Consider the following 25,381-nt stretch of genomic DNA (forward strand, 5'->3'; position numbering starts at 1 on the left):
TATGGAGCGCAAAGTAGCAGAAGATTTTTTGCAAAAGTGCTTAGCTCAAGCTGTTTTTGATGTATTTGGCATGATGGCTGGTATGGAAACTTGCCATGTGACTAAAAATATCGATAACTGCCAGCCAAGTAGCGGTGATATTACAGGGGTCATGTTTATTCAAGGGATCAGGAATGCCATGTTGCATCTGACTCTTAATAAAGAGCATGCCGCCATGATTGTTTCTTATATGACAGGAAATAGTCCTCTTGAGTTACTTGATGATGAGCTGTATGATGGGGTTGCTGAGATGGTGAATATGATTGCTGGTCGAGCTAAAGCTTTACTGGCAGGTACGAATAATCACTATATGATAACACCACCATTTACGATTGTGGGCTTGAATCATTTTATCGTGTACAAAAAAGAAGTTTCAAAAATAAATATGAAATTTACTGCAGGTGAGACTGAATTATATTTGGGACTTACGTATTTGTAGAGCTATAGTTGAGAATATAATTCAAGTATGGTAAGATGAATCGGAAAGAATAGTCCATTATGACCCTTTAACCTGATCTGGATAATGCCAGCGTAGGGATCGTGATCAGGTTTTGTTTGTTGCAAAAGCTCATCCTTACGGATGAGCTTTTAATTTTTTTGATTCCAAGCAGGGGTACTAAGGTTTGGAGCAAGCCAAGTCTTTTCTTATAATATAAAGGGGGAATTGATATGAAGAAAGTATTGACAATAGCAGGTTCAGATTCCAGTGGCGGCGCAGGAATTCAGGCAGATTTGAAATCCTTTTCGGCCCATGGAGTGTTTGGCATGAGTGTCATTACAGCGGTAACAGCACAAAATACTCAAGGTGTATTTGCAGTGCAAGATATTGATATTCATGTGATTGAAAAACAAATCGCAGCTATTTTTGACGATATTAAAGTCGATGCAGTAAAGATCGGGATGGTTTCTCGGACCGAAACCATTCGGACGATTGCTGCTGGACTGGCCAAGTATAAGCCACAGAATATTGTAATTGATCCAGTGATGATATCAAAAAGTGGTTATTATTTATTACAGCCAGATGCAGTTGATGCTCTGTTAACAGATTTATTACCACTCGCTACCATTGTAACGCCTAATATACCGGAAGCAGAAGAAATTGCTCATATGAAAATCGACAGTCTGAAGGAAATGGAAGAAGCAGCGGCGATCATCCATCGCCTTGGGCCTAGCTATGTCTTATTAAAGGGTGGACATCGAGTTGGAGATGCGACTGATATTTTATTCGACGGTACGAGTTATCACTATTTAGAAAGTAAGCGTATTGAGACCCAAAATACCCATGGTACAGGTTGCACACTTTCGGCTGCCATTGCTGCTAATTTGGCGAATGGATGGACTGCTGATGAGGCCGTTGCACGTGCCAAGGAATATATTACCACAGCTATTGAACATTCATTTGCCATTGGTAAAGGGGTAGGTCCAGTGCATCATTTTTACAATTTATATCAAAAGGCAGGTATGTTATCGAATGAGTGAAAATAGTTTGCTAAATTTTAATCATTATCTTTTCTTATGGTTTGGCGCAGCCGTATCCATTGCGGAAATTTTAACAGGAGGGCTTTTAGCCCCTCTTGGCTTTCAGAGCGGATTAGCAGCTATTCTGATTGGCCATTTAGTCGGGACTAGTCTTTTGGTATTCGCTGGAATGATTGGTACCCAAGAACGCATTCCGGCCATTGTATCGACTCGTATTTCTTTTGGTATCTATGGTTCTTATCTTTTCTCGGTACTTAATGTTTTACAGTTGGTTGGCTGGACGGCAGTGATGATTATTTCAGCAGCGAACTCAGCCAATGAAATTAGTAAAGTCATGTGGGGAATGGATGGACTTCAATTATGGAATCTAATAATTGGAGGACTTGTAGTCTTATGGATCGCTCTTGGGCGAGAAGGTGGTCTAAAGAAAGCCAATATGGTGGCTGTTGTTCTTTTATTTGGGGTAACTGTAGTGCTTAGTACTGTCGTTTTTCAAGATAATACAGTTTTTAGTAAACCTGCTGTAGGTGGCTTATCTTTTGGTGAGGCTTTGGAACTGAGTGTCATCATGCCTTTATCCTGGTTGCCACTGATTGCTGACTATACTCGATTTGCTAAAAATAAAAAGAGTGCAGCGATAGGGAGTGGGCTTGGTTACTTTGCAGGAAGTTCTTGGATGTATACCATCGGACTCGGAGCCGCGATTATAGCTGGAGATCCTGAACCTTCAGCTATGATGTTAGCCGCTAATTTAGGTTTATCAGCACTTGGTATTGTTATACTTTCTACTGTAACGACAACTTTCTTGGATGCATATTCAGCTGGTGTCAGTTTTGCTAATATTTTTCCAAAATTAAATGAAAAATATGTGGCTTTGGCCATGACGATGATTGGTACTTTATTGGCATTATGGGTAGATATTATACAATATGAGAATTTCTTAATTGCGATTGGGTCAGTATTTGCTCCTTTGTTTGCCATATTATTAACAGAGTACTTTATTATTAAAAATCGAAAAGTCCAATCAGATTTGCTTGTTAACTGGTCAGCCTTTGGCGTTTGGGGACTGGGGGTAGCCTTGTATTATCAATTTATTCAAATGGAGTTTGTACTCGGTGCAACCATCCCAGTCATGTTGGTAACAGCACTCTTTTATAAAATCATATGGGGGTATACAAAACAATGGAAATCTTACAAAGTATAGCCAATAATCTCGTTGCATTAAAAGAGAAGAAACCGTTAATTCATCATATTACTAATTATGTGACAGTCAACGATTGTGCCAATATGGCATTGGCTATTGGTGCATCGCCAGTCATGGCAGAAGATATTGATGAAGTGGAAGAAATGGTAAGTTTTGCTTCAGCTCTTGTTATTAATATGGGGACTCTAAACTCTCGTACAATTGCATCCATGCTAGCGGCAGGGAAAAAGGCTCATCAACAAGGGATTCCTATTATCTTTGATCCTGTTGGGGTAGGTGCAACTCGATTGCGCACCGTCACAGCTCAGCAAATTATTCGCGAAGTTTGCCCATCTGTCATTCGTGGCAATATGTCAGAGATTAAAATTATCGCTGGGTTGGAAGAAACCATAAAAGGCGTAGATTCTGTGGCAAGTACAGAAGAGGGAGAAACGGTGGCTCAAGAACTTTCCCAAAAGCTTCAATCTGTTATTGCGATAACAGGAAAACAAGATATCATCGCTCAGGGTGACAGAATTCTTCGCATTGATAATGGACATCCCATGTTATCACAAGTAACGGGTACAGGGTGTATGGCAACAACTTTGATTGCTTGTTTCTGTGGTGCCGCAAATGATTGGTTTACAGGAGCCGCAGCAGGAATCATGACAATGGGGATTGCTGGTGAAGTAGCGCAGCATTCTCTACAACCTCTTGATGGCGTAGGGACATTTAGAATGAGATTATTTGATGCAGTCTCTATGATGGCTGGCGAATCTTTTATCCAATGTGGTAAGATTGGCAAAGCTTAAAAATTATCAGATTTAAAAAAATCCTGTAATACCAGTTCACAAAGACTGGTATTACAGGATTTTTCTAATCTGGAAACATTTCACGGATTGATGAAATTGTATCAAAATTTTTAAAAAATAAATTCACAATTTGGGGATCAAATTTTTTACCTGACTCTTCACGAATATAGTCTTTAATTTTATGATTTGGCCATGGCAACTTATAAATTCTCTGGTTACCTAAGGCATCAAAAACATCTGCAATGGCAACGATTCGGCTATATAAGTGAATTTCTTTTCCTTTTAGGCCTTGGGGATAGCCTGTTCCATCATAATTTTCATGGTGTTGGTAGGCAATGATGGCAGCGGTCTGTAATAAAGGTCTGTTAGAGGCTCTGAGCATTTCATAACCCATTTTAGAATGTGTTTTCATAATTGAAAATTCTTCTAAGGTTAAAGAGCCAGGTTTAGCTAGAATGGAATCATGAATTGCTAATTTACCTAAATCATGCATAGAAGCGGCGAGACGTATGATTTCAGTTTCTGAATCAGGTAATTTATAACTTGATGCTAAAATTTTAGCAATTTCACCCACTCGTTTTACATGATTACCTGTTTCAGCAGAACGAGATTCTGCAATTTCACCTAAGGCAAAGACAAGTTCTTTTTGTGTTTCTTCAATTTCAAGGTTGAGGGTATCAATTAAGGCAAGATCACGGAAAGAACGGAGGGCTGTTATGACTGCAGTTCGTAAACGTTGTGTAGTGAGCTCCGTTTTTTCACGATAGTCATTGATATCATAATCCATGATCACATGTTCCTCAGGAGCTTGTCCAGGGGCACCTGTTCGAATAATGATACGTGCCATGGTATTTGCAAGTTCGTTTCGGATATAACTCGCTAAGGACAGACCTGCATTGTCATCTTCCATGACGACATCAAGTAATATGACTGCAATGTCAGAATGAATGTGAAGGAGAACTTTGGCCTCGGCAGCTGAATAGGCACTTAAGAACTCCATAGGTCGTTCTTCAAAGATTAATCGACGTAAGGCTAAACGTGTTACTGTGTGTACATCTTCTTCATCGTCCACAATGAGGATTTTCCAACCATTGTTTGTCTGTGAACGTGTTTTAATTTCCTTTGGGAGAGGAATTTGTAGTTCATCTTCTTCAAAAAGAAAACTATTTAATGAATCCACTGGATAAATCCTCCTTTATGAAGGGTAAGCAAATTTTGAATTTTGTACCCTGCCCAAGTTGACTTTCACATAGTATAGTTCCTTTAAAGCGTTGCTTTACGATATTATATACAATATGTAATCCAAGTCCTGTTCCACCATGACCACGTTTGGTCGTATAAAAAGGATCAAATATTTTGGATAATACATTTTTATCCATTCCTTTGCCGTCGTCTATATAAAGCAAGATAATTTGTTTATCATTTGTCTTGACCAAAATTTTGATATTTCCTTGGGTGCCGGGGTTATAGGCATGGATGATCGAATTCATAATCAGATTCGTTATAATTTGTGAAAGGGCCCCAGGGAATCCATTCATAGTAAGATTTTCATCACATTCGATCGTGATCTGATGGCTTGTTTTTTTCAATTGAGGTTGTATGCTAAGAATAATTTCATCGAGATAGTTTTTTACGTTAAATACACGACTGATTTCACTGGATTGATCAGCAGAAACTTGCTTAAAACTTTGAATGAGCTTGCCAGCACGGTCTAAGTTATTTACGATAATGGTGGCAGTTTCATGGAGTTCATCGAGATAGTTAATTAAATCATGACGCCGAGGAGAGCCGTGCTTACATAAATTATTGAATTCATTTGTTAGTTCTTGTAAGTGGGAGGCCGCTGTTAACCCAACTCCAACAGGAGTATTGACTTCATGGGCAATGCCAGCGACAAGATTTCCAAGAGCAGCCATTTTGGCTGACTCCACCAAATAATCTTGCATATTTTGTAACTCATTAATTGCTTCGGTTAATTTCAGATTACTGTTAGACAATTCTTTCTCAATTCGCTGCCGTTCTGTAATCTCATTTTCAAGTTCTTGATTGGTATGTTGTAATTCTTCATTCATGGCAATAAGCTCTTGATTGAGTGACAATAGTTCGTGAGTGCGTTGTTCGACTTTGGTTTCTAAGTTATCATGCGCTTGTTGTAAAGCCTCTTCTGCCCATTTTCGAGCTGTAATATCATGCCAAGCATAAATAATACAGGGATTGCCGCCGATCTCGACAACTTCAGCAGAATATAGACCAATTCGAACTTCGCCAGATTTAGTACACCAAGAGGTTTCTAAATTCCTAAACATTCGATAAGTATTTAAATTCTCAAAGAGTTTATCACGTTCTGTGATACTCAGCCATAAAGGAAAGGTATCAGATTCTTCCTCTCCCAAATTCCATCCAGTGGATATTTTGCCAATGACTTCTTCATGAGTATAACCAAACGTATCAAAAAAAGCTTCACTTACTTCAAGATAACGCCCATCAGCTAATGTGGCGATACCTACAATATCAGCACAGTGGGTAAATGCTTTCGAAAATTTTTCTTGGGATTGTAAGAGAGCGTGTTCAGCTTTTTTGCGTCGTTGCATATTTCTGATTAAGAAAAAAACTGCAATGGAAAGGATGCCCAAAGAACAAATACCGACCCAAATAATAGTGCGATTGATTTTATAAGTCTTATCAGGAGAATTTATGATCAAAGAATTTAGAGGAAGTTGAGTGGCTTTTAGGCCAAAGCGAGTCAGTTGATGATGGTCAAACATGTAGATGTTACCTACATTGCGACTTACCGCAATCGTTGGTAAGGCTTGTCCGTGAAGAATGCGAAGAGCAATTTCGGCAGCGATTTTACCTTGATCAGCTCCACTAATCACAAGACCGCCAATCGCTCCATGATTTACAGCGAAGTCCCAAGCTGTATAAATCGGAATATTGACGGAGTCTGACATAATTTCATTCGCACGTTGTAAGTTGATGCTTTCGCCTTCGGCAGTATGCATACTGCCCACCATTAAAATTGCACTAGATGGAGAGAGTTTTTTTGCATCTTCAATACAACCATCTAAGTTGGGAAATTCTCGAAATTCAATCTGATACTTGGGATGAAAATCCAGTAATAATTTTCTGATATGACCCACGTTAGCAATATAGGAAGAATCCCCAGGGGTACCATAAATGACAATTCGCTGGAGAGAGAATGTTAATTTATCTATAATAGTAAAAAGTCCTAAGAAATCATTATCCTCTGCGATACCAGTAAAACCGTCAAGTCCTTCAATCATACTTTCCTCATACCCATTGATCCCACAAAATACAACAGGTACACCAGGAAAAATCTCATCGCGATACTGACGCAAGAAATCCAAAGCTGTGTTGTCCGATGCAATAATTACACGAAAATGAGAATTGGAAAACTTTTCTTTGTATAATTCAGGAAGCTGTTTCCTGTCCAAAAGTTGTGGACTATGACCAACATCCATATATTCAATACGCATCCGATAACTATTAATTTGTGGGTTAAAGACACTTTCAATGCCAGATTGAATGGTCTGCGTCCATTCATAGTCAGGGCTATAAGAATGGAGGACAAGAATTTCTGTTGAATTATGAATCGTTGCACTGGCTGGCTGTATAGTGATTATATTGATTAATAGAATAAATAGTAAAATCGACACACGAGATTGTATATTCAAATGATTGTGAGTCCCTTCTTAAAATTTGATCACATTATCATTTCGACATCTCACAATAAATTCCTCTGAATAATTCAAATTATTAATTATTTCTTATGTATCCTATTGAAAAAAATGATGAAGGGATAATGGCAATGAATGTAGAAAAATAGATATAAAAGAGAGTTAGGGTGGAAATATTTGATGTATATTTATCTTGATATTGTAAAGGCATTTTCTTGTGAAATGTGTGGCTCTTGTTGCCGCAAAGAGTGGTCAGTTACACTCAATGAAGAAAGTTATCAGCGAAATTCTAATTTATTCATGGCAACTAATCGAGGTGAAGAATTTGAGAAAATTTTTATACCTCTTGCCGAAAAAAGTGGATTAGATGAATATGCTTATATAAGGAAAAAAGCAAGTGGTGGTTGTTGGTTTTTAGCAGAAGATCATCATTGTCGTTTACAAAGAGAGGCAGGACATGATCATCTTGATCATGTGTGTCAGATTTATCCGCGTTATCCAATGAACACGGCACGCGGTACTGAATTGACCCTTAGTTTTAGCTGCCCTGCAGTGATTAAATTAGCAAGCCGTATGGAACCATTGAGAATCATTCGTTCAGAGCATCAACCAATTCATATCGAACCGAACCATGATGTAGTTTATGTTTATCCTCAACAACAATCTGCTAGCAATCCTTTACGTTATTACTTTGAAATAGAACAGCATTTTATCGATATTATGCAATCGCGGAGCTTAGAAATAAGCGAGCGTTTGCAGATCATAATAGAAACTGCTCAAAAAATTAAAGAGTTGCCTCAAGATGATGTAGTAGGTCAGCAATTAAATAAAATTTTTTATGATAATTATGAGCTACTAGATGCTAAGATGACTAGTGAAGAAGTGCTAATCGATAAATCAGCAGATATTTTACTAGAAAATTTCTTTGTTAATTTTATGTTCAAGAAACCTTTTTATATTTATGGACTACAGCGCACGCGAGAATTACTTCTTACGATTTGGAATCGGATTGAAAAAGGTCGTGAAAGTACTAAAGATTCGGCTATGGATCTGGAATCTACAGTAGCGATTATTATGGAGATAGAATTTGAGTATAGCCATAATCGTAAAGCACTATTTTAAAAGATAGTGCTTAATGGGGTTTATTGAAAGCTAAATACTAAAAAACTTGATTTAATTAGAGTTTGACCTTCATCTGAATCGTAGTTGTTCTTATTCTGTAATGAGGTGTTAAGATATGGATTCAATCATTAAGCAAAAAAAGAAAAATAAAAAACTTTTTTTAAAAGTTTTTGCAATGATCTTTTTACCTTTGGTTAGCATTGTAACATTAATTGTCGGTGGTTTTTATAAAGATGAAAAACGAACGATCATTAATATTTTGCAAAATGATGAAATTTTAAAAGTAATGGTAGAACCATTCGTCATTTTATGGATTATATTATGTTTTGGAGTTGTCAGTGTTAGCTATGTATTAGCGCGCAGTTTTATGAAACGTGTACAGAATGAACAGGAATTAGAACAATATCGCAAACACTTACAAGAGTTGGTTGAAGAACGGACAGCAGAACTAGAAGTTGCCAATCGTTTGCTGCGTAGTAGTGAGGAGCGTGCCCATCTGGTAAAAAAAATTGCCAGTGCAGCTAATGCTGATGACAATCCGGATGAGGTTTTATCAATCGCTATTCGCAGCATTGCAGAAAATATGCAATGGCCTATTGGTCATGTTCATGTCATTTCTCTTGAAAATCCTGAGGAAATGGTATCTGCCAGTATGTGGTATTTGCAAGATCAAAATGCCTATCAACCTTTTATAAAACATACGGAAGAAATGCGTTTTGGGCTGGAAGTAGGATTACCAGGCAGGGTATTGAAGGCAAAAAAAGCTATTCTCATTGAAAATATTGCTGAAAGTTCTAATTTTCCTCGTGCTAAAGTAGCGATTTCTCTTGGTATTAATGCTGGTTTTGCTTTTCCTGTTATTGTGAAAGGAGAAGTCGTCGCTGTTCTGGAATTTTTTGCTCAGCATATGGGGCAACTTGGTGATGATGTCTTGACCTTTGCTGAGCAAATTGGTGAACAACTTGCCTTACTCATTGAACGTAAACAAGGAGAAGAAGCATTACGGACAGAACAAGAAAAAGCTCAACGATATCTTAATATTGCAGGGTCTATCATTGTCGTTATTAATGAAGATGAAAATATAAATTTACTTAATAAAGCAGGATATAGGTTACTTGGATATTGTGAAGAAGAGTTAATAGGGGAAAATTGGTTTACATCTGTTGTTTCCAAAGAAGACGCAGAAAATAAAAAAACTGAATTTCGTCAAATGATGAATCAAGAAATTGAACTTGTAGAGTTTTATGAAACTCTAATCCGTTTGAAAGATGGTACTGAGAAATTAATAGCTTGGCATAATGTCTTAATTTATGATAAAAAAGGTAAACCCATTGGTTTGCTTGCGTCTGGCGAAGATATCACTGAACACCGGAAGGTAGATAAAGAATTACGCAAACTCTCTCAAGCTGTAGAGCAAAGTCCTGTATCTGTCGTCATAACAGATCGAAAAGGCAAAATTGAATATGTAAATGCAAGATTTTGCGAAAAAACTCATTATCAGCCAGAAGAAGTGATCGGGAAAAATCCTAGAATATTAAAATCAGGAACCTTACCACGTTCTTTTTATCAAGAACTTTGGGAAACCATCTTATCAGGGAATATATGGAGAGGGGATTTTCTTAATAAAACGAAGGAAGGTAGCCGATATTGGGAGAGAGCTTCTATTTCTTCGATTATGGATGCCGCGGGTCATATTACCCATTTTATTGCTATTAAAGAAGATATTACTGAGCAAAAGAAGATGGAGGAAGAGTTGTTACAAGCCAAAGTAGAAGCTGAGCTTAGTAATAAAGCCAAAGGTGATTTTTTGGCAAATATGAGCCATGAAATTCGCACTCCAATGAATGCTGTAATTGGACTCACACATCTGGCATTACAGACTGATTTGATGCCTAAGCAACAAGACTATTTACATAAAATTTCCGTTTCTGCTCAATCATTGATGGGGATTATCAATGATATTCTTGATTTCTCTAAATTTTCAGCAGGGAAGCTGGATATGGAAAATATACAGTTTAATTTATGGGAAGTACTTGAAGATATCATCACCATTCTAAATTCTAAAGCTGAGGAAAAAGGTTTGGAAATGGTATTGAACGTCGCTAAAAATGTACCCATGCGTCTCATGGGCGATCCCCATCGTTTGAAACAGATTTTGTTGAATCTTGTAAGTAATGCATTAAAATTCACGAATCAAGGCGAGGTTGTTATTTTTGTAAAAGTGATAACAGAAGGATCAAATCGAGTTCAACTGGAATTTATCGTACGTGACACGGGGATTGGCATGAAAGAAGAAGAAAAAAAACGTTTATTTAATGCCTTTACCCAAGCTGATGGATCGACAACACGCAAATATGGAGGGACTGGTTTAGGTCTAGTGATTAGCAAACAGTTGGTCGAAATGATGGGAGGAGCTATTCATGTGAAAAGCTCGCCTGGCCAGGGGAGCGAGTTTATTTTTACAGCTCACTTTGGTTCTTATGGTGAGGAAGAGGCAAAATGTTTTTCCCAAAGTGACCTGCATGATCTCAAAGTATTAGTGATTGATGATAATGAGAGTTCTTGTTTAGCTTTTAAAGAAATGCTGGAGCGGTTAACTTTCCGAGTATCTTTGGCAACTTCGGGGGAAGAAGGCATTAGACGATTGATAGAAGAACAGGAAGAACCTTTTGATCTAATCCTAATGGATTGGCTGATGCCTGACATGAATGGGATTGAAACAGCCCGGTACATACGAGAACAAATGCAAATGACGACGATACCGATTATATTGGTAACTTCATATAGTGGTGATGATGTCAGACAACAAGCGAAGGAGCTAAATTTAGAAGGCTTTTTAGTTAAACCGATTACGCCATCCGTGTTGTTTAATGCTGCGATGGAGTTATTTGGTAAAATCAATCGCCAACCTCTTTGCTCTCTGCCAAGGATGTTCTCAGACCCAGAGGGATGGAACAGCTTACAAGGAGTAAAAATCTTATTGGTTGAGGATAATGAAATCAATTTACAAGTAGCAAGAGAAATCATGGAAGATCGAAACATCATTGTAACTGTTGCTAGAAATGGCCGGGAAGCTGTGAAGTTGGTGAGAGAAATAGAGTTTGATGGAGTATTAATGGATATTCAGATGCCGGAAATGGATGGTTTAGAAGCAACCAAAATTATACGACGTGACCATCCCGTGCATGAATTACCCATTATCGCTATGACTGCTGATGTTGTTGTCGATCGAATAAAGGCATATCTTGCAGCGGGAATGAATGATTCTATTTTTAAGCCTATTGCCATCGAGCAAATGTTCAATACCCTTCACAAATGGGTTAAGCCACAATCTGTTCGATTAAAGCCAATGCAAAATAAGGAATTTTTAGGGACGAAAGAGGAATCACCTATTGTTATTCCTCAGTTAGCAGGCATTAATGTGGAAGCTGGCTTGGCACGAGTTAGTAGCAATACAAAACTCTATCGTAAGCTGCTTGTACAATTTCTTGAAAATCATGAGAAGACAGTGGATGTTCTTCAGAAAACTTTGCAAGAAGGGGATCATGCAGTGCTAAAAATGAGTTTGCATACGCTCAAAGGTGTAGCTGGTACGATTGGCGCTGATGATCTATATCATGAAGTGCAAAAAATGGAAAATTATACAAATGATGGAATGCATGAAAAGATGGCCTTGCAGATGGAGAATTTATACAAAAATTTACTTCAAGTATTAGACTCCATTCGATGGTTTAAAGACAGTGCACCCGATGTAATTCCTTCAGTGCTAAAGGAAAGAGAATTTGATCATCCTACAATTTCTGAGGAGGATAAAATCCTATTGGAAAGCTTGCAAGGATATTTGACTAATTATGATATGGAAGCGACAGTTGTTTTTGAGAAGTTAAAAATTTTACCGATCGCATCTATTTATCAGACTGAATTTAAAAAAATCCAAACTCTAATGAATCACTATGATTTTGAAGGGGCTCTCAATCAACTTAATGAGGTTGCCAAACTGATAGAATAGAAAATGAGATTTTAATAATGATAGCGAATTATGTATGCAATACAGATAGAGGTGATAATTGTGGATCAGGTTGAAAAACAAGTCATTTTAGTTGTTGACGATGTGCCTGCAAACATTGATGTTTTAAGTGAGATATTACGTCCAACCTATCAGGTTAAAGTGGTAACCAATGGTGTAATGGCTTTAAAAGTTGCCATGGCACCTCAGCCGCCAGATTTGATATTACTCGATATTATGATGCCTGGGATGGATGGTTATGAAGTGTGTCGTCAGTTAAAGAGTAATGCATCGACTCGGCATATTCCTGTAATTTTTGTCAGTGCCATGGATGAAGTCAATGATGAAACTAAGGGATTTGAGTTAGGGGCTGTTGATTATATTACTAAACCTGTTAGTCCATCCATTGTAAAAGCAAGAGTTAAGACTCATTTAGCTCTTTTTGATCAAAATAGGGTGTTGGAGAAAAAAGTCAAAGAACGAACTGCTGAGATCCATGAAACTCGACTTCAGATTATTCATTGTCTGGGGGCCGCATCTGAATATCGAGATGAAGAAACAGGAACCCATATTTCAAGAATGAGCCAGTATTCACGATTGATTGCACTCTATGCTGGAATGGATCTGGAAGAAGCTGAACTTTTATTACAGGCAGCTCCTATGCACGATGTTGGTAAAATTGGCATACCTGATCGTATTTTGTTAAAGCCTGGTAAATTAGATAAAGATGAATGGGAAATTATGAAGACTCATACAATAATTGGTGCTAAAATTATTGGTAAGCATTCTTCAGATATATTGACCCTGGCGCGGCAGGTCGCGTTGACTCATCATGAAAAATGGGATGGCACAGGCTATCCCAATGGATTGGTTGGTGAGGATATACCGCTACCCGGCCGTATTGTTATGCTAGCGGATGTATTCGATGCTTTGACAAGTGATCGTCCTTATAAAAAAGCATGGTCTGAAGTTGATGCCATTCAAGAAATCAAGAATTCAAGTGGACATCATTTTGATCCTCAACTGGTCCTTGCTTTTATGAAGGCACTTCCTGAGATACTTGCTATTAAAAAAAAGTTTGAAGAAAATTAACGATAAGCAAAAAAAAGTTTGCTCCTTAGTCCATAAGGAGCAAACTTTTTTACCAATATAAGCTAAAAAAAGAGAAATTAGTATTATTTTCATCAGAATGATCCATATTGCAGGAATTTTCTAAGGATTGAAGAATTATTGATAATAGTCTTCACAATTTCTTTTATAAAAGAGAGTGATAAGTGATAAAGCATTTTAAATCCCCAGTGAACTCGTAATTTTTAAGTAATATATTAGCTTTTTTAGCAAAGCCAAATAAAGGGGGGAAAAGTTGTTTCTATCTATGTAGGAGCAGCATATACATGACAATGACCTTATCAAAGAAAATGATCATTTACTTTTTAGCGGTAATTATAATCGCCGCAATCGGATTTTCCTATACCATTTATCAGTGTGATAATGCAGAAGAAGTTGTTAATGATATTAAAGTTTTTGATGTGCCGCGCTTAGAACAAACAATGGAAGTTGCCAATAATACTACAGCAGAAGTCTCTAATATTAGAGCCTATTTACTGTATGGGAAAGAACAATATCTTACAGAATACAAGCGATTGGCAGATGTAAATAACAATTTACTTGCGGTGCTCACTAAAGAATCCCGTGCGGAGGACGCCAAACGAGTATTTTCCGATGCTGGAGCATTGCATGCGAAATATGGTCAAGGCATTGAAAAAATGATTGGGTTATATAAACAAGGAAAGACCGAAGAAGTGATGCAAGTTACAGTCAATGAGTTGGTACCAACAGCGATTGCCTTGATTGCAAAAGTTGATGAAGCCAAACAATTGCGCAAAGATCGTATTGCGCAAGCTACGAGTAAAGCAACCAAAGCAACAGAAGATGCGAAAACGGCCGCTATGCTAGCCGCTATTTTATCAGCGGTCATTGGCATTGGAGTGGCCTTATTTGCTGCGCGCAGCATTACGACTCCCGTTAAAGAACTTCAGCATTTAATGTCTCAGGCAAGTGAAGGTAATCTGTTGGTGACAGCATCGATTAAGACACAAGATGAAATTGGACAACTGTGTCAATCCTTCAATACAATGATGGCATCCCAGCTGGAAATTGTGAGGGCTGTGAAAAATAGTTCTATTGAATTAGCGGCAGCATCCCAGCAAATGGCAGCCTCTTCTGAGGAAGTATCTGAGGCGTCTGGTCATATTGCTGCCCGAACTCAGCATGTAGCGGGCGCCATGGAAGAAGCATTTAGTTCGAATATGGAAACATCTCAGGTTCTGATCGAATTATCATCCCTTATTCATATTGCTAAGGACAAAGCCGTGTCAGCCAGTGAAAAGTCTGAAATTACGATTACAACTGCTAACGATGGTAAACTAACAGTTGCTGAAGCCATGCAAAGTATGAATACAATTTATACCATGACCATTGAAGCAGAAAAAATAATTAGCCTCCTGAAAGAGGATTCTGAGAAAATCGGAATGATTAATGAAACAATTACGGGTATTGCCAATCAAACGAACTTGCTAGCCTTAAATGCCGCCATTGAAGCTGCCCGTGCTGGTGAAGCAGGTAGGGGATTTGCCGTTGTTGCCGAAGAGGTTCGAAAATTGGCAGAACAGTCTAATACAGAAGCGAGTAATGTTTCTCGCTTAATTAATCAAATTACTGCAAATACAAGCAGTGCAGTTGTTGCCATGAAGGATAGTTTGACCGAGGTGGAAGTAGGCGTAGAAGCTGTTAAAAGGGCTGAGCAATCACTGGAAAAAATTATGGCAGCAGTTGGAGAAACGGTACATGATATAGATGGAATTGCCAAGGTTACTAATGATGAAGTTGCTTCTTCAGAAACCATTGTACGTTTGATTGAAGTAGTTGCAGATAGCATTGAGAATACAGGTAGAGATGCCCAAGAGGTTTCGGCGGCGACTCAAGAAACCACAGCAACAATGGAAACAATCGCGGCAAGTTCTGAGGAGACGAGTGCTATGGCTCAGACCTTACAAAGTCTTATTACAAGGTTTAAAGTTTAAAGTTAAGGAAGGGGTATAATCATGAACCATTCTATTAAAGTTAGTGGTAACCATGTAAAAGCGTTTTTAAAGGGAAAGGTTTATTCACAAGATGCTTCTATTTTTCGAGATGAACTATTGGAACATATCGAGCAGGGAGTGACAGAGATTAGTATTGATCTGTCAGAACTTACTTATATTGATAGCACAGGACTTGGAGTACTGATTACCATTCATAAACGAACTAAAGAAAAGAATGGGAAAATAGTGATTACTGGTGCCCAAGGGATGGTAGAGCAACTATTTAAACGAACACGACTTGATCGAGTATTAATAATGGAATAATTGTGATTGATATAAGATTCTGGCTCTAGGCAAAGAGATGATCCATCTCAGCTTAGAGCCGAATCTATATCTGGCTAGGACTATGACTAAAGAAGTCTGGAGGGGAAAGATCATATCGATTATGAACAATGTAGAAGATCATGAAAGTGCCGAAAGTCAGTTGCAAAAAATTAAACTTATCTTTGATCACATGCCTTATCTAGCTTGGTTGAAAGATAAAAATGGAAAATATATTACTGTTAACCGATCTTTTGAAGAACGTTATGATGTAAAGAGTACTGAAGTTGTTGGGAAAACTATTTTTGATTTTTGTGATGAAAATCTTGCAATTGAATGTGCAAAAGCTGATACTCTGGCGATTCAGTCAAAAATGCCCCAACGTTTTGATCAACTTGCCCAAAAAAAAACAGGTGGTACACGCTGGCTTGATATTTATGTAGCACCAATTATTGATGATCAGGGTGAAGTCATTGGAACGATGGGGACCTCAAGGAAAATTACGAAACGTAAGCGATTAGAAATTGAACTTACAAATCAAAAAAAGTTTTTACAAACAATGATTGATACGATACCTGATTTAATTTTTTACAAAGATGTAAATAGTGTTTTTTTAGGTGGGAATAAAGCTTTTGTCCAAAAATTATTTGGGGTAGATGAGGAAGAAATCATTGGTAAAAGTGACTTGGATTTTGTAAAAGATATTGAATTGGCTAATTATTATAGAGAAAAAGATCAAGAAATGTTTCAGGCTAACGTTACGACAGTGAACGAAGAAAAAATTACAATGGTTGATGGGTGTACCAACGATTTTGAAACATTAAAAACTCCTTTTTATGATCAAAAAGGAAATATAGCAGGCCTAATTGGTATTTCAAGAAACATTAGTGTACGAAAAAAAATGGAGCAACAGCTTAAAGAACAAAAAGAATATGCCCAGCTTTTACTAAGGATTGTGCCAAGCGGCATCTTCTCTATTGATAATGAAGGGAAGATTACCAGTTGGAATGAAAGAGCTGCGATGATAACAGGTTATGATGAAACAGAAGCCATTGGTCAAACTTATTGCCAAATCATTCATACGACAGAGGACGATCGATGCGGACTATTTGCTGAACATGATATTACACCATTGACCAATATCATAAGCAGTATCAAAACCAAGCAAGGGCACGAACGAAAAATTCTAAAGAAAATTGCATTGATCAAAAACGAGTTAGGGGCATTAAATGGTATCATTCAATGTTTTGATGATATTACGGAACGACAACAAGCTGAAGAAAAACTACGAGCATCTGAAGAAAAATTTCGTCAACTAGCTGAGAATATTCATGAGATTTTTATCATTCGCGATCATGAAAAAATTCTATATGTCAGTCCTGCCTATGAAAAAATGGTTGGACAATCGAGTCAGCGCTTGCTAGAAAATTATTATTCTGTTTTTCAAGTAATTTATCCTGATGATCGTGAGAGAGTGATGAATTGTCTTCGAAGTGATGGGCAGAATATGGATAAATATACAAGTGAAGAGTTTAGAGTCATCCATCCTTGCGGAAAAATATTATGGGTCTGGTTTCGTTCGTATCCGATACCCGATATCAGTGGCAGTGCAAAGCAAAAAGCGATCAGTATCGTTGATATTACAGATCGCAAGCATATAGAAGAACAATTGCTCAAGCGGGAACAATTTACTCAGCAAGAACTTAACTTAGCAGCGCGGATACAGCAGGAATCATTACCGCTACCTTTTAAAGGAAGAAAAGTGAAAGTAAATAGTATTTTTAAACCATACCAGACGGTTAGTGGTGATTTGATTAATTACAAATGGTTTGAAAAACAGCAAAAACTGCGAGGGTATGTTGTTGATGTGAGTGGACATGGGGTATCGACTGCCTTGCAAACAGCTACGGTTAAAATGTTGCTGGATAATAAGCTGCTAAGTGGTAAGGAAATTGAAGAAGAGGATTTTCAGTATATCAATCGGAGAATGGTGCAGTACTTAGCCGAAGAATCTTTTGCAGCATTATTATATTTTGAATTTGATTTTCAAACGATGATTCTTACGGTTGTTACTGGTGGTATTAACCTTTTTTTCGTTGCCAAACCAGAGGAATGTGCATTAGTTCCAGTCTTTAGTTGTTATTTAGGATTACTTGATTGTCCAGATGTACAAACATTTAAAATGCCATTTCAATCTGGAGAAATTTATGGAATGATGAGTGATGGCGTATCTGATTTGATGGAATTTCGTGGCTTATGTAAGAAGGAAAATTTTTCGGAATATGAAACTTGGCTGGAAGAATTGGCTCAAAGTCCTGAACGACGGGATGATTTTTCTGTCATTTGTATTGAAATCCTTTTAGAAAATAAGGAGACTAGGATTTTTCATATTCAAAATGACAAAGAGTTAGAGTATGCACAGGTAGGAATTAGTGAATTTATTGAAAGTCACGCACCAAGTTGTGCAGGTTTTCTGGAAGTCGCTGTGAATGAAGCCTTAAATAATGGTTTTCGCGCTGGTGGGCGAGTCGCTGTCAAAGCGCGAAAAATTGGTAATCAATTGATTTTTAGAGTCAAGGATAATGGACCTGGTTTTAGTACTGAAAAAATCAATACCCAATTAAAAAAGACCATGGAAGATGAAGAATTTGATGCAGAGTTTGATGAAATCTTACTGGCTGAAGGTGGGCGAGGTATTCTAATTATGAAAATGTTTTGTGATCGATTAATTTATAATCAAAAAGGAAATGAAGTATTATTGATGAAGAAAATCTAATGGAAAGGATTAAGGTTTATAAAACGATGAATCTTATACATTCTATTGGAATCAGCTACGAAAACTGTTACACTAAAAGGAAGTATAAAAATGGATAAAAAATGGATTTAGATGGAATTTATTTCATTTGAGTGCTAGTTTATGGAGGTAACTAATGGATACAACAAGAGAAAAAGCGTGGAATGTATTAACAGAGCATGTGAAGGAAAAACCCTTACTGAATCATTGTCAGGCGGTGGAAATTGCCATGCGTGCATATGCTGGAAAATTTGGCGGCGATGTAGAATATTGGGGGGCTGTTGGATTACTTCATGATGTTGATTTTGAGAAATATCCTGAAGATCATACCAATCAGACTGGAAATTTATTAGCGCCTCATGGATATACTGATCAATTCATCATTGACATTCAATCTCATGCTAGAGACTGGGTCCCAGAAAGAAGTCAGTTACAAAAAACCTTGTTAGCCGTTGATGAGCTAACAGGCTTCATTATTGCCTGTGCCTTGGTCCGTCCTGATAAAAGTTTGGCAAATGTTCAGCTTAAATCTGTTATGAAAAAAATGAAAGATAAAGCCTTTGCGCGAGCCGTAAACAGAGAGACTATTATTCAAAGTGCAGCGATGCTTGGTGTTGACTTGCAAGAACATATCTCCTTTGTGACAGAAGCATTAGCCAAAGACTATCATCAGGAATAAAAGAAAAGGGTGTGTGAAGAAAATGAAAGTATGTTTGCATTTGGCAGATGGATTTGAAGAAATTGAGGCAATCAGTGTTGTTGATATTTTGCGGCGCGCCGATATCGAAGTAGAAATGGTTTCGATTATGGGAAGAAAAGAAGTCGTAGGTGCTCATCAAATTCGAGTCATGGCCGATGTTTTGTTTGGATATGTTGATTATTCACAGGTTGATATGATAATCTTACCCGGAGGTGGACAAGGAACTAAAAATATGGATGAACATAGTGCGCTAAATAAGCAGATCACTCAATTTGCAGCGGATGGCAAATGGGTTGCAGCTATTTGTGCTGCACCGACGATTTTAGGCAAGCTTGGCCTGCTCGAAGGAAAATCGGCAACCTGTTATCCTGGATGTGAACCACAATTAAAAGGAGCCGATATCACCTCTCCCGCTTCGGTTATCCTTGATGGCAAGATCATTACTTCACGTGGACCTGGTACTTCTTTTGCTTTTGGACTGAAAATTGTTGAAATGCTAAAAGGGTTAGAATTGGCTAATCTTTTAAAAGAACAGATGATTATTGGTTAATAACAACAATATCCCTAAACTTATGTTGACGTAAAGGTTGATTTAGAGGGAGGGATTTTAATGAAAAAAATCTTATTATTGACCACAATAATGATCATCATGGTTGCTATGAGTGGATGTGGCAGCAGTGTGGATCAGAGACAGACTAAAAACAATTCATCTGTTGTCACGGATGCGAATAGTAACAATAATGTGAATAGTAATCAATCTAACATGGTGATATTTTATTTAGAAGAACAAAAAAGAGATGGTTATTTGTATGCAATATCCCAAGAAGCTTTTAAAAGAGTAGGATATGAAACAAGGGCAGAGTACCTTCCATGGGCAAGAACGATTAAAGTCACCATGGAAGGTGAGAGTGATGTTACGATCGGCTATTATAGCAAAGAACGGTTAGAAAAAATGAGCTATAGTGATCCGATTGGAAAAGCTGAATTAGTACTTTTTCAAAAGAAAGATAAAAAAATCAGTTATTCCAACTTAGAAGATTTGAAACCTTATCGAATCGGCACGCAACGAGGTGCGGTGATCAGTGATGAATTTGATGCAGCAACCTACCTAACGAAAGAACCCGCTGACTCACCGCATGTCAATCTGAATAAGTTAGTTGCCGGACGAATTGATTTATTACTTGAACAAAGAGATGTGATTCAGCAATATTTGGTGAAAGAATTTCCAAATGAAATGAATAATATCGTTGCGATTGAACCACCTGTAATCATAAAAGGATTTTATTGTATATTTTCAAAAAAAAGACCTAATTATGAGCAAAAAATTAAAGATTTTAACATTGGTTTAAAAATGATTACAGAAGATGGAACTTTAAAAAAAATTATGACTCAATATGACCATCCCTAAAAGCGGCTAAAGGGTAGTCTAGCTAATGATGATTGATAGGGAGGGATATTATGCCTCTAATGAAAAGAAATATAATTTCTTTTGCGCAATTATCTTTTTCTAACGTTATTAAAACCATGACAATCAGGCAACGTATGGCGGTATTCATATTGATAGCAGTCATTTTTAGCATGTCTCTTATGGGATTTATAAGAATGAGAATTATGTCAGAACATCTTATGAATGAGCGAAATAGTAAAATTGATGTAACGGTTGAACTTGCGGCAATGAGTCTTTCGGACCCTCTTTGGAATTATAATGAATTAGGCGTAGCAATAAGCTGTGAGGCTTTATTCCGTGATAAAGAAATTGGTTTGGTGATCGTTACAGCCAATCAGCAAGAAATGTATCGAAGACATAATAGTGATCCCATCTATTTTATTGAGAATTTAACTATGGTTGAAAAAGAAATCGTTAAAGATGCAAGAAACATCGGTACAGTTACTGTTGGCTTCACAAAATATTATCTTGAAAATCGTTTGCATCAAGCAGTATTCACAGATCTTATTATCGTTTTATTGACCTTGCTCCTTTTGTGGATATTGATTAGTTTTATCGTTTTATTCGTAACGAAACCCATTTATGCATTAGGTCAAGGAACAGAAGACATTGCAAAAGGAAATTTGGAGAAAAGATTACAGATTGAATACGAAGATGAGATTGGAGATCTTGCAAGAAAATTTAATGTTATGGCAGAAAAATTAGGTCAAGCCCATAATGAAATGGAAAGAAGAGTTGAGCGTAGAACCCAAGAACTTTCTGCTAGCAACCAGGAATTGATGTCTGTGAATGAAGAAATGTTGGCTATGAATGAATCCCTGCAACAGACTTTAGAAGAGTTACAAAAAACCCAATACCAACTCATCCAGTCAGAAAAAATGGCAGCATTAGGAGGATTGGTGGCGGGAGTGGCTCATGAAATTAATACCCCTCTCGGTAATAGCGTTACTATGGCATCCTACTTACGAAGTATACTTGATGAATTTTCTATATTGTGTGCTAAGGGACAGGTCCATAGGAAAGAGTTGAATGATTTTATTTCTGATGAAGAAGAAGGATTAAAGTCCCTAGAAGTTAATCTAACACGTGCTGCTAAACTGGTACGCAGTTTTAAGAATGTGGCTACTGATCAGATGGTAGAAGAACGTCAAATCTTTAATGTGCAACTCTATTTAGAAGAAATTATTTTGACATTGAGATCTCGTTTAAAGAAGACTCGCTTACAATTGGTGATCAATTGTCCTGAACAGCTAAAATGGGATAGTTATCCCGATGTTTTTGTGCAGATTATAACCAACTTAATTATGAACTCGTTGGTTCATGCCTATTCCTCTACCGATGAAGGTGTCTTGACGTTCTCCTTTCGAGAGGAAGAAGAACAGTTAGTCATTGAATATGCTGATGATGGTAAAGGAATGGAAGAAACGGTGTGCAAGAAAGTTTTTGAACCATTTTTCACCACTGCCCGTAGTAATGGCGGTACGGGACTCGGACTCTATATCGTATATAATCTTGTTACGCAAAAATTACATGGCACGATTTCATGCTCCAGCCAGCTAGGCGCCGGTACAAAATTTATCATAAAAGTACCTCTTAATTCTTGTATTGTGTCGTCATAAGCTTATAATTTCATCCTTAAATTATAATTGTCAGTAAAATTAGTTAATTGTAGATCAGTCTTGATTGACAAATTCAACTGTTTCAGATATACTAATGTAGTGGTTAAACTTAATCACCTCAATGGCTCCGTAGCTCAGCTGGATAGAGCACTTGACTTCGAATCAATAGGTCGGGGGTTCGAATCCCTCCGGGGTCACCATTGTAAATACACCTTCGCAGGTTCTGCGAAGGTTTTTTTATGTCTACTGGCCCTTATTTTCTCCCTTAAAGCTTAGAAACCAATGCCAATCAGTACAAATAAAAGTAAGAAGCACCAGCTATTTTCTAGCCAGTACTTTTTTTGTTTGTGACTTTTCTTTGCTCGTTTGCAAGGGACAAGGGGACAGGTTGTTTGTCCCAAATAAAGAAAGATAAAGGTTTACAAGGCATTGCAATAAGGGAATTAGCAAGGATAACATGAGCATCGGAAAGTGTGATTGATAGTCTATAAGGGACAGAAAACCTGTCCCTTTGTCCCTTCTGGATAAACAGTCAGCTATCGCATTTGTAGAATCAAGTATTCAGTTAGTAATTGATAGTGCAACTTCTTGTTATTGGCCAGTTGGAGGATCAATAGATGTTGCCTACTTAACACCAAACTCAGCTGTGTTTGAATCATTTAAGTCTCAGGAGCAGCTTATATAATGAGTTTGTCAGGGAGACGGGGATATTGACATTCGTGTATGTCAATATCCCCGTCTCCCTATAACATACATTACTTTTTGTCAACTTAATAAATGACAGTTTATTCCCGTCCTCGTAACACGCGTCTTGAATTTAGGTGGATTTGCAAGGTCGCGCCTCGCCTCCACCAATTAAATCCGGAATGACTGAGAGTCTGTGAATTTTGCGGGCTCTTGTTGTTTGTGTGGGACGGTTGGTAGAGGTACAACAGCGAAAAATAAATTGAATTAAATATCGCTAAGTGGTAGAATTTGCTTGTAAATGTTGAATTGTAGTTATGATATCGTTCAGTATTACCAAGTGAAATAAAAGAAGCCGTCCCCTTATATCTATGTGATAGGCAATGATTCATAATGGTGCAATATCTGAAAGGGCAGGGCGTTTGAAAGGTTGGGAACTTTGAAGTATTCAATTCTGACTTTAGTAATGCAGTACTTAAGTGAAATCCCAAAGCTTAGAAGTGACTATGATGAGCAGAAAGTACACGCTATAGAATCTTTCATAAATGAGCGTATCGAAAATCCTATATTCTATGATTACTTGCATTCTAGCGTAGGCATAGATATGTCACTATTAGAGAATTTTGGCGATAAAGAGATACTTAAGAATTTATTGAACTATTCACATAAAACAAGAGATATCTTTTTATACATAGATTCTCAGGTGTATCAATCAGGCATTTCTCCAAATATTAAATTAACCATTTTGCGGAAGATATTAGAATTAATCTATACATTTTCCTTAACGCAAAAGTCTGTTTTAATGTCTGCAGAGGCCTGGGATTACTACCAGAAAGTACTCAGACGGTATATACTAATGGATTATAGTTCTTGTGGGGTTCAAGAGATTCCCCCATATAGAATTTGGGACAAAAGACAAAATAGTATGAAAAATTTTGCTGCTAAAACGTTACAGGATGAAATTGAAAAGTTGTCCTATTCCATATCACAATTTAAGTATAACCCCAAAAAAATAGATGTAGAAACTAAACAGTTTATTGAAGCGTATATAAGCAACTGGTGGAATAATTACCGCGGGGTTATTGAGACAAGATATCCCCTCTTGGCAAATCACTTTCAGTATTATAGTGGGGTACAAGTGCATGTATTCCTATCGGAGAGTAACATGGGGTTACCCACAAACTTTGCTCAAACGAATATTTGCCTATGTACTGGCAAACAAAAGTCTACTAGCGGTGGATGCGAGGTAGTGATTGATCAAGAAATAAAATCTATTATTTTTATAGAAGACAGTTTTGATGAACAAGATAAAGTATGGGTAGATTTGGGATTTGATCTTGATTTATATCGTAAAGACGAAAGAGACATTGAAAAAAGTACAGTTTATGGCGATTTAGTAAACGAGTTACTTACAGTATTTTATCGTACTGCTGATAGTATTGCTTTTCGAGATTTCTCCGATGGTGTATTAAAACTAGAAGGTTTTAACCTGTTGTCTTTTGCAGACAAAGAGGTTGCCATTAAGAGTGATTTCATTTCTGGCAAGCAGCAGTATGAAATACTACGGCTTAACAAGGAAGAAAAATTAGAGCCTAAAGATGTCGAGAAATACACAAAAATTAAACATGGTATATTAATTATTGGTGAGCCTATCATCCCTGATGCTACAAAGAAACAGTTGAGGAGCAATCCCAATATTATTGTGAAGGATTTTAATGATATTATTTCACATATGGACAACTACATGTTTGATAAAAGTCGTATTCAACCTTTGATAGATAAGATAGTGTATCCGCATTTATCAAACAGTTTACCTGCTATTGTAACAGACTTAAGTAGATTTAAGGCTGAAAAATTAATTGAACAGTTAAAAGAATGCCCAGTTGGCAAGGAAGGGTGGAGGCAATTTGAGAATATCTGTTTGGATATCCTAAAATATGCCCTTAAAGGTACTTTTGCGAACCTACTTGTCAAATCTCAGGCTAGAAACGACAATGGCACGGATATAAGGGACTTTATAATAGCTAATAACGGAACTTCTCTTTTTTGGCAGGATATGAAATATATGTACGACTGTAATAATATTGTTGTTGAGTGCAAGAACTATTCAGAGGGCATTGGAAATGGTGAATTACGGCAGATGTCAGATTACTTAGAGAAAGAAGCTATAGGACGATTTGGCCTGATTTTTAGTCGTAAGGGAATAAAGGATTCAGCAAAACAAATTGAATACTTGTCTATAAACCGTACGAAGAAACTAATTTTGGTATTAAAAGAAGAAGACATTTGTGATCTTGTGAGGAAAAAGTCAAATGGAGAGAATCCAGAGGATATATTAGAGGCTTTGAAATTTAATTTGGAAACACTCATTTAAGTGGTAGTTTGTTTTCAAAG

Annotated in this window: 17 protein-coding genes, 1 tRNA gene and 1 riboswitch; of the genes, 16 read left to right on the top strand and 2 right to left on the bottom strand. The window is 37.2% G+C overall.

Features of this window, described 5'->3' with window-relative positions:
* The first annotated feature begins 1 nt into the window (after position 1).
* From ACAN52_RS10490 to thiM, 4 genes are all read left to right on the top strand, one after another.
* The gene (locus ACAN52_RS10490; protein ID WP_378954703.1) at positions 2-478 is read left to right on the top strand and encodes a chemotaxis protein CheX; all 477 of its coding nucleotides are present in this window, start codon (positions 2-4) and stop codon (positions 476-478) included.
* Positions 450-594: riboswitch (TPP riboswitch) on the top strand. (Overlaps the previous gene by 29 nt.)
* 114 nt (positions 595-708) lie before the next feature.
* A complete protein-coding gene (gene thiD / locus ACAN52_RS10495) occupies positions 709-1,518 on the top strand; it encodes a bifunctional hydroxymethylpyrimidine kinase/phosphomethylpyrimidine kinase (RefSeq protein ID WP_378954705.1) in 810 nt (269 codons plus the stop codon).
* Positions 1,511-2,722: a putative hydroxymethylpyrimidine transporter CytX gene (gene cytX / locus ACAN52_RS10500; protein WP_378954706.1), complete on the top strand. Its 1,212-nt coding sequence runs from the start codon at positions 1,511-1,513 to the stop codon at positions 2,720-2,722. The genes thiD and cytX overlap by 8 nt, the downstream gene beginning before the upstream one ends.
* Positions 2,701-3,513, top strand: coding sequence for a hydroxyethylthiazole kinase (gene thiM / locus ACAN52_RS10505; protein WP_378954707.1), 813 nt, complete (start codon positions 2,701-2,703; stop codon positions 3,511-3,513). Before cytX ends, thiM begins: the two co-directional genes overlap by 22 nt.
* 64 nt (positions 3,514-3,577) lie before the next feature.
* On the opposite strand, the gene ACAN52_RS10510 is transcribed toward thiM, so the two are convergent.
* Positions 3,578-4,693: an HD-GYP domain-containing protein gene (locus ACAN52_RS10510; RefSeq protein ID WP_378954708.1), complete on the bottom strand. Its 1,116-nt coding sequence runs from the start codon at positions 4,691-4,693 to the stop codon at positions 3,578-3,580.
* Positions 4,677-7,208 carry an ATP-binding protein gene (locus tag ACAN52_RS10515; RefSeq protein ID WP_378954709.1) on the bottom strand — a complete coding sequence of 844 codons (2,532 nt, stop codon included), beginning with the start codon at positions 7,206-7,208 and terminating at the stop codon, positions 4,677-4,679. Before ACAN52_RS10515 ends, ACAN52_RS10510 begins: the two co-directional genes overlap by 17 nt.
* A 183-nt stretch (positions 7,209-7,391) precedes the next feature.
* On the opposite strand from ACAN52_RS10515, the gene fliB reads away from it, so the two are divergent.
* From fliB to ACAN52_RS10575, 12 genes are all read left to right on the top strand, one after another.
* Positions 7,392-8,333 (top strand): flagellin lysine-N-methylase, encoded by a 942-nt coding sequence (gene fliB, locus ACAN52_RS10520; protein WP_378954710.1) that lies wholly within the window; start codon positions 7,392-7,394, stop codon positions 8,331-8,333.
* 115 nt (positions 8,334-8,448) lie between these two features.
* On the top strand, positions 8,449-12,342 hold the full coding sequence (locus tag ACAN52_RS10525) for a response regulator (RefSeq protein ID WP_378954711.1): 3,894 nt from the start codon (positions 8,449-8,451) through the stop codon (positions 12,340-12,342).
* 60 nt (positions 12,343-12,402) lie between these two features.
* On the top strand, positions 12,403-13,431 hold the full coding sequence (locus tag ACAN52_RS10530) for an HD-GYP domain-containing protein (RefSeq protein WP_378954712.1): 1,029 nt from the start codon (positions 12,403-12,405) through the stop codon (positions 13,429-13,431).
* 302 nt (positions 13,432-13,733) lie between these two features.
* Positions 13,734-15,422 carry a methyl-accepting chemotaxis protein gene (locus ACAN52_RS10535; protein ID WP_378954713.1) on the top strand — a complete coding sequence of 563 codons (1,689 nt, stop codon included), beginning with the start codon at positions 13,734-13,736 and terminating at the stop codon, positions 15,420-15,422.
* Positions 15,423-15,443: 21 nt separating this feature from the next.
* On the top strand, positions 15,444-15,746 hold the full coding sequence (locus tag ACAN52_RS10540) for an STAS domain-containing protein (protein ID WP_378954714.1): 303 nt from the start codon (positions 15,444-15,446) through the stop codon (positions 15,744-15,746).
* A 121-nt stretch (positions 15,747-15,867) separates the two neighbouring features.
* Positions 15,868-18,519 carry a PAS domain S-box protein gene (locus ACAN52_RS10545; protein ID WP_378954715.1) on the top strand — a complete coding sequence of 884 codons (2,652 nt, stop codon included), beginning with the start codon at positions 15,868-15,870 and terminating at the stop codon, positions 18,517-18,519.
* A 154-nt stretch (positions 18,520-18,673) separates the two neighbouring features.
* Positions 18,674-19,216: an HAD family hydrolase gene (locus tag ACAN52_RS10550; RefSeq protein WP_378954716.1), complete on the top strand. Its 543-nt coding sequence runs from the start codon at positions 18,674-18,676 to the stop codon at positions 19,214-19,216.
* A gap of 22 nt (positions 19,217-19,238) precedes the next feature.
* The gene (locus ACAN52_RS10555) at positions 19,239-19,787 is read left to right on the top strand and encodes a DJ-1 family glyoxalase III (RefSeq protein WP_378954717.1); all 549 of its coding nucleotides are present in this window, start codon (positions 19,239-19,241) and stop codon (positions 19,785-19,787) included.
* Between the two features lie 60 nt (positions 19,788-19,847).
* Entirely contained in the window at positions 19,848-20,645 is a 798-nt protein-coding gene (locus ACAN52_RS10560; RefSeq protein WP_378954718.1) for a substrate-binding periplasmic protein, read from the top strand.
* 50 nt (positions 20,646-20,695) lie between these two features.
* On the top strand, positions 20,696-22,303 hold the full coding sequence (locus tag ACAN52_RS10565) for a sensor histidine kinase (RefSeq protein ID WP_378954719.1): 1,608 nt from the start codon (positions 20,696-20,698) through the stop codon (positions 22,301-22,303).
* A 123-nt stretch (positions 22,304-22,426) separates the two neighbouring features.
* Positions 22,427-22,503: transfer RNA gene (locus ACAN52_RS10570), tRNA-Arg, on the top strand.
* 923 nt (positions 22,504-23,426) lie between these two features.
* Entirely contained in the window at positions 23,427-25,361 is a 1,935-nt protein-coding gene (locus ACAN52_RS10575) for a hypothetical protein (RefSeq protein WP_378954720.1), read from the top strand.
* The last annotated feature ends 20 nt before the right edge of the window (positions 25,362-25,381 follow it).

It is taken from the genome of Pelosinus sp. sgz500959, from assembly GCF_042610375.1.
In the GTDB taxonomy this organism is placed as follows: Bacteria; Bacillota; Negativicutes; order DSM-13327; family DSM-13327; genus CTSoil-075.

Bases quoted from the DNA above. Each gene is read 5' to 3' on its own strand.
- ACAN52_RS10490 (WP_378954703.1), top strand. From the start codon at position 2: ATGGAGCGCAAAGTAGCAGAAGATTTTTTGCAAAAGTGCTTAGCTCAA.
- ACAN52_RS10550 (WP_378954716.1), top strand. From the start codon at position 18,674: ATGGATACAACAAGAGAAAAAGCGTGGAATGTATTAACAGAGCATGTG.
- fliB (WP_378954710.1), top strand. From the start codon at position 7,392: ATGTATATTTATCTTGATATTGTAAAGGCATTTTCTTGTGAAATGTGT.
- ACAN52_RS10555 (WP_378954717.1), top strand. From the start codon at position 19,239: ATGAAAGTATGTTTGCATTTGGCAGATGGATTTGAAGAAATTGAGGCA.
- ACAN52_RS10525 (WP_378954711.1), top strand. From the start codon at position 8,449: ATGGATTCAATCATTAAGCAAAAAAAGAAAAATAAAAAACTTTTTTTA.
- cytX (WP_378954706.1), top strand. From the start codon at position 1,511: ATGAGTGAAAATAGTTTGCTAAATTTTAATCATTATCTTTTCTTATGG.
- ACAN52_RS10540 (WP_378954714.1), top strand. From the start codon at position 15,444: ATGAACCATTCTATTAAAGTTAGTGGTAACCATGTAAAAGCGTTTTTA.
- thiD (WP_378954705.1), top strand. From the start codon at position 709: ATGAAGAAAGTATTGACAATAGCAGGTTCAGATTCCAGTGGCGGCGCA.
- ACAN52_RS10560 (WP_378954718.1), top strand. From the start codon at position 19,848: ATGAAAAAAATCTTATTATTGACCACAATAATGATCATCATGGTTGCT.
- thiM (WP_378954707.1), top strand. From the start codon at position 2,701: ATGGAAATCTTACAAAGTATAGCCAATAATCTCGTTGCATTAAAAGAG.
- ACAN52_RS10545 (WP_378954715.1), top strand. From the start codon at position 15,868: ATGAACAATGTAGAAGATCATGAAAGTGCCGAAAGTCAGTTGCAAAAA.
- ACAN52_RS10565 (WP_378954719.1), top strand. From the start codon at position 20,696: ATGCCTCTAATGAAAAGAAATATAATTTCTTTTGCGCAATTATCTTTT.
- ACAN52_RS10535 (WP_378954713.1), top strand. From the start codon at position 13,734: ATGACAATGACCTTATCAAAGAAAATGATCATTTACTTTTTAGCGGTA.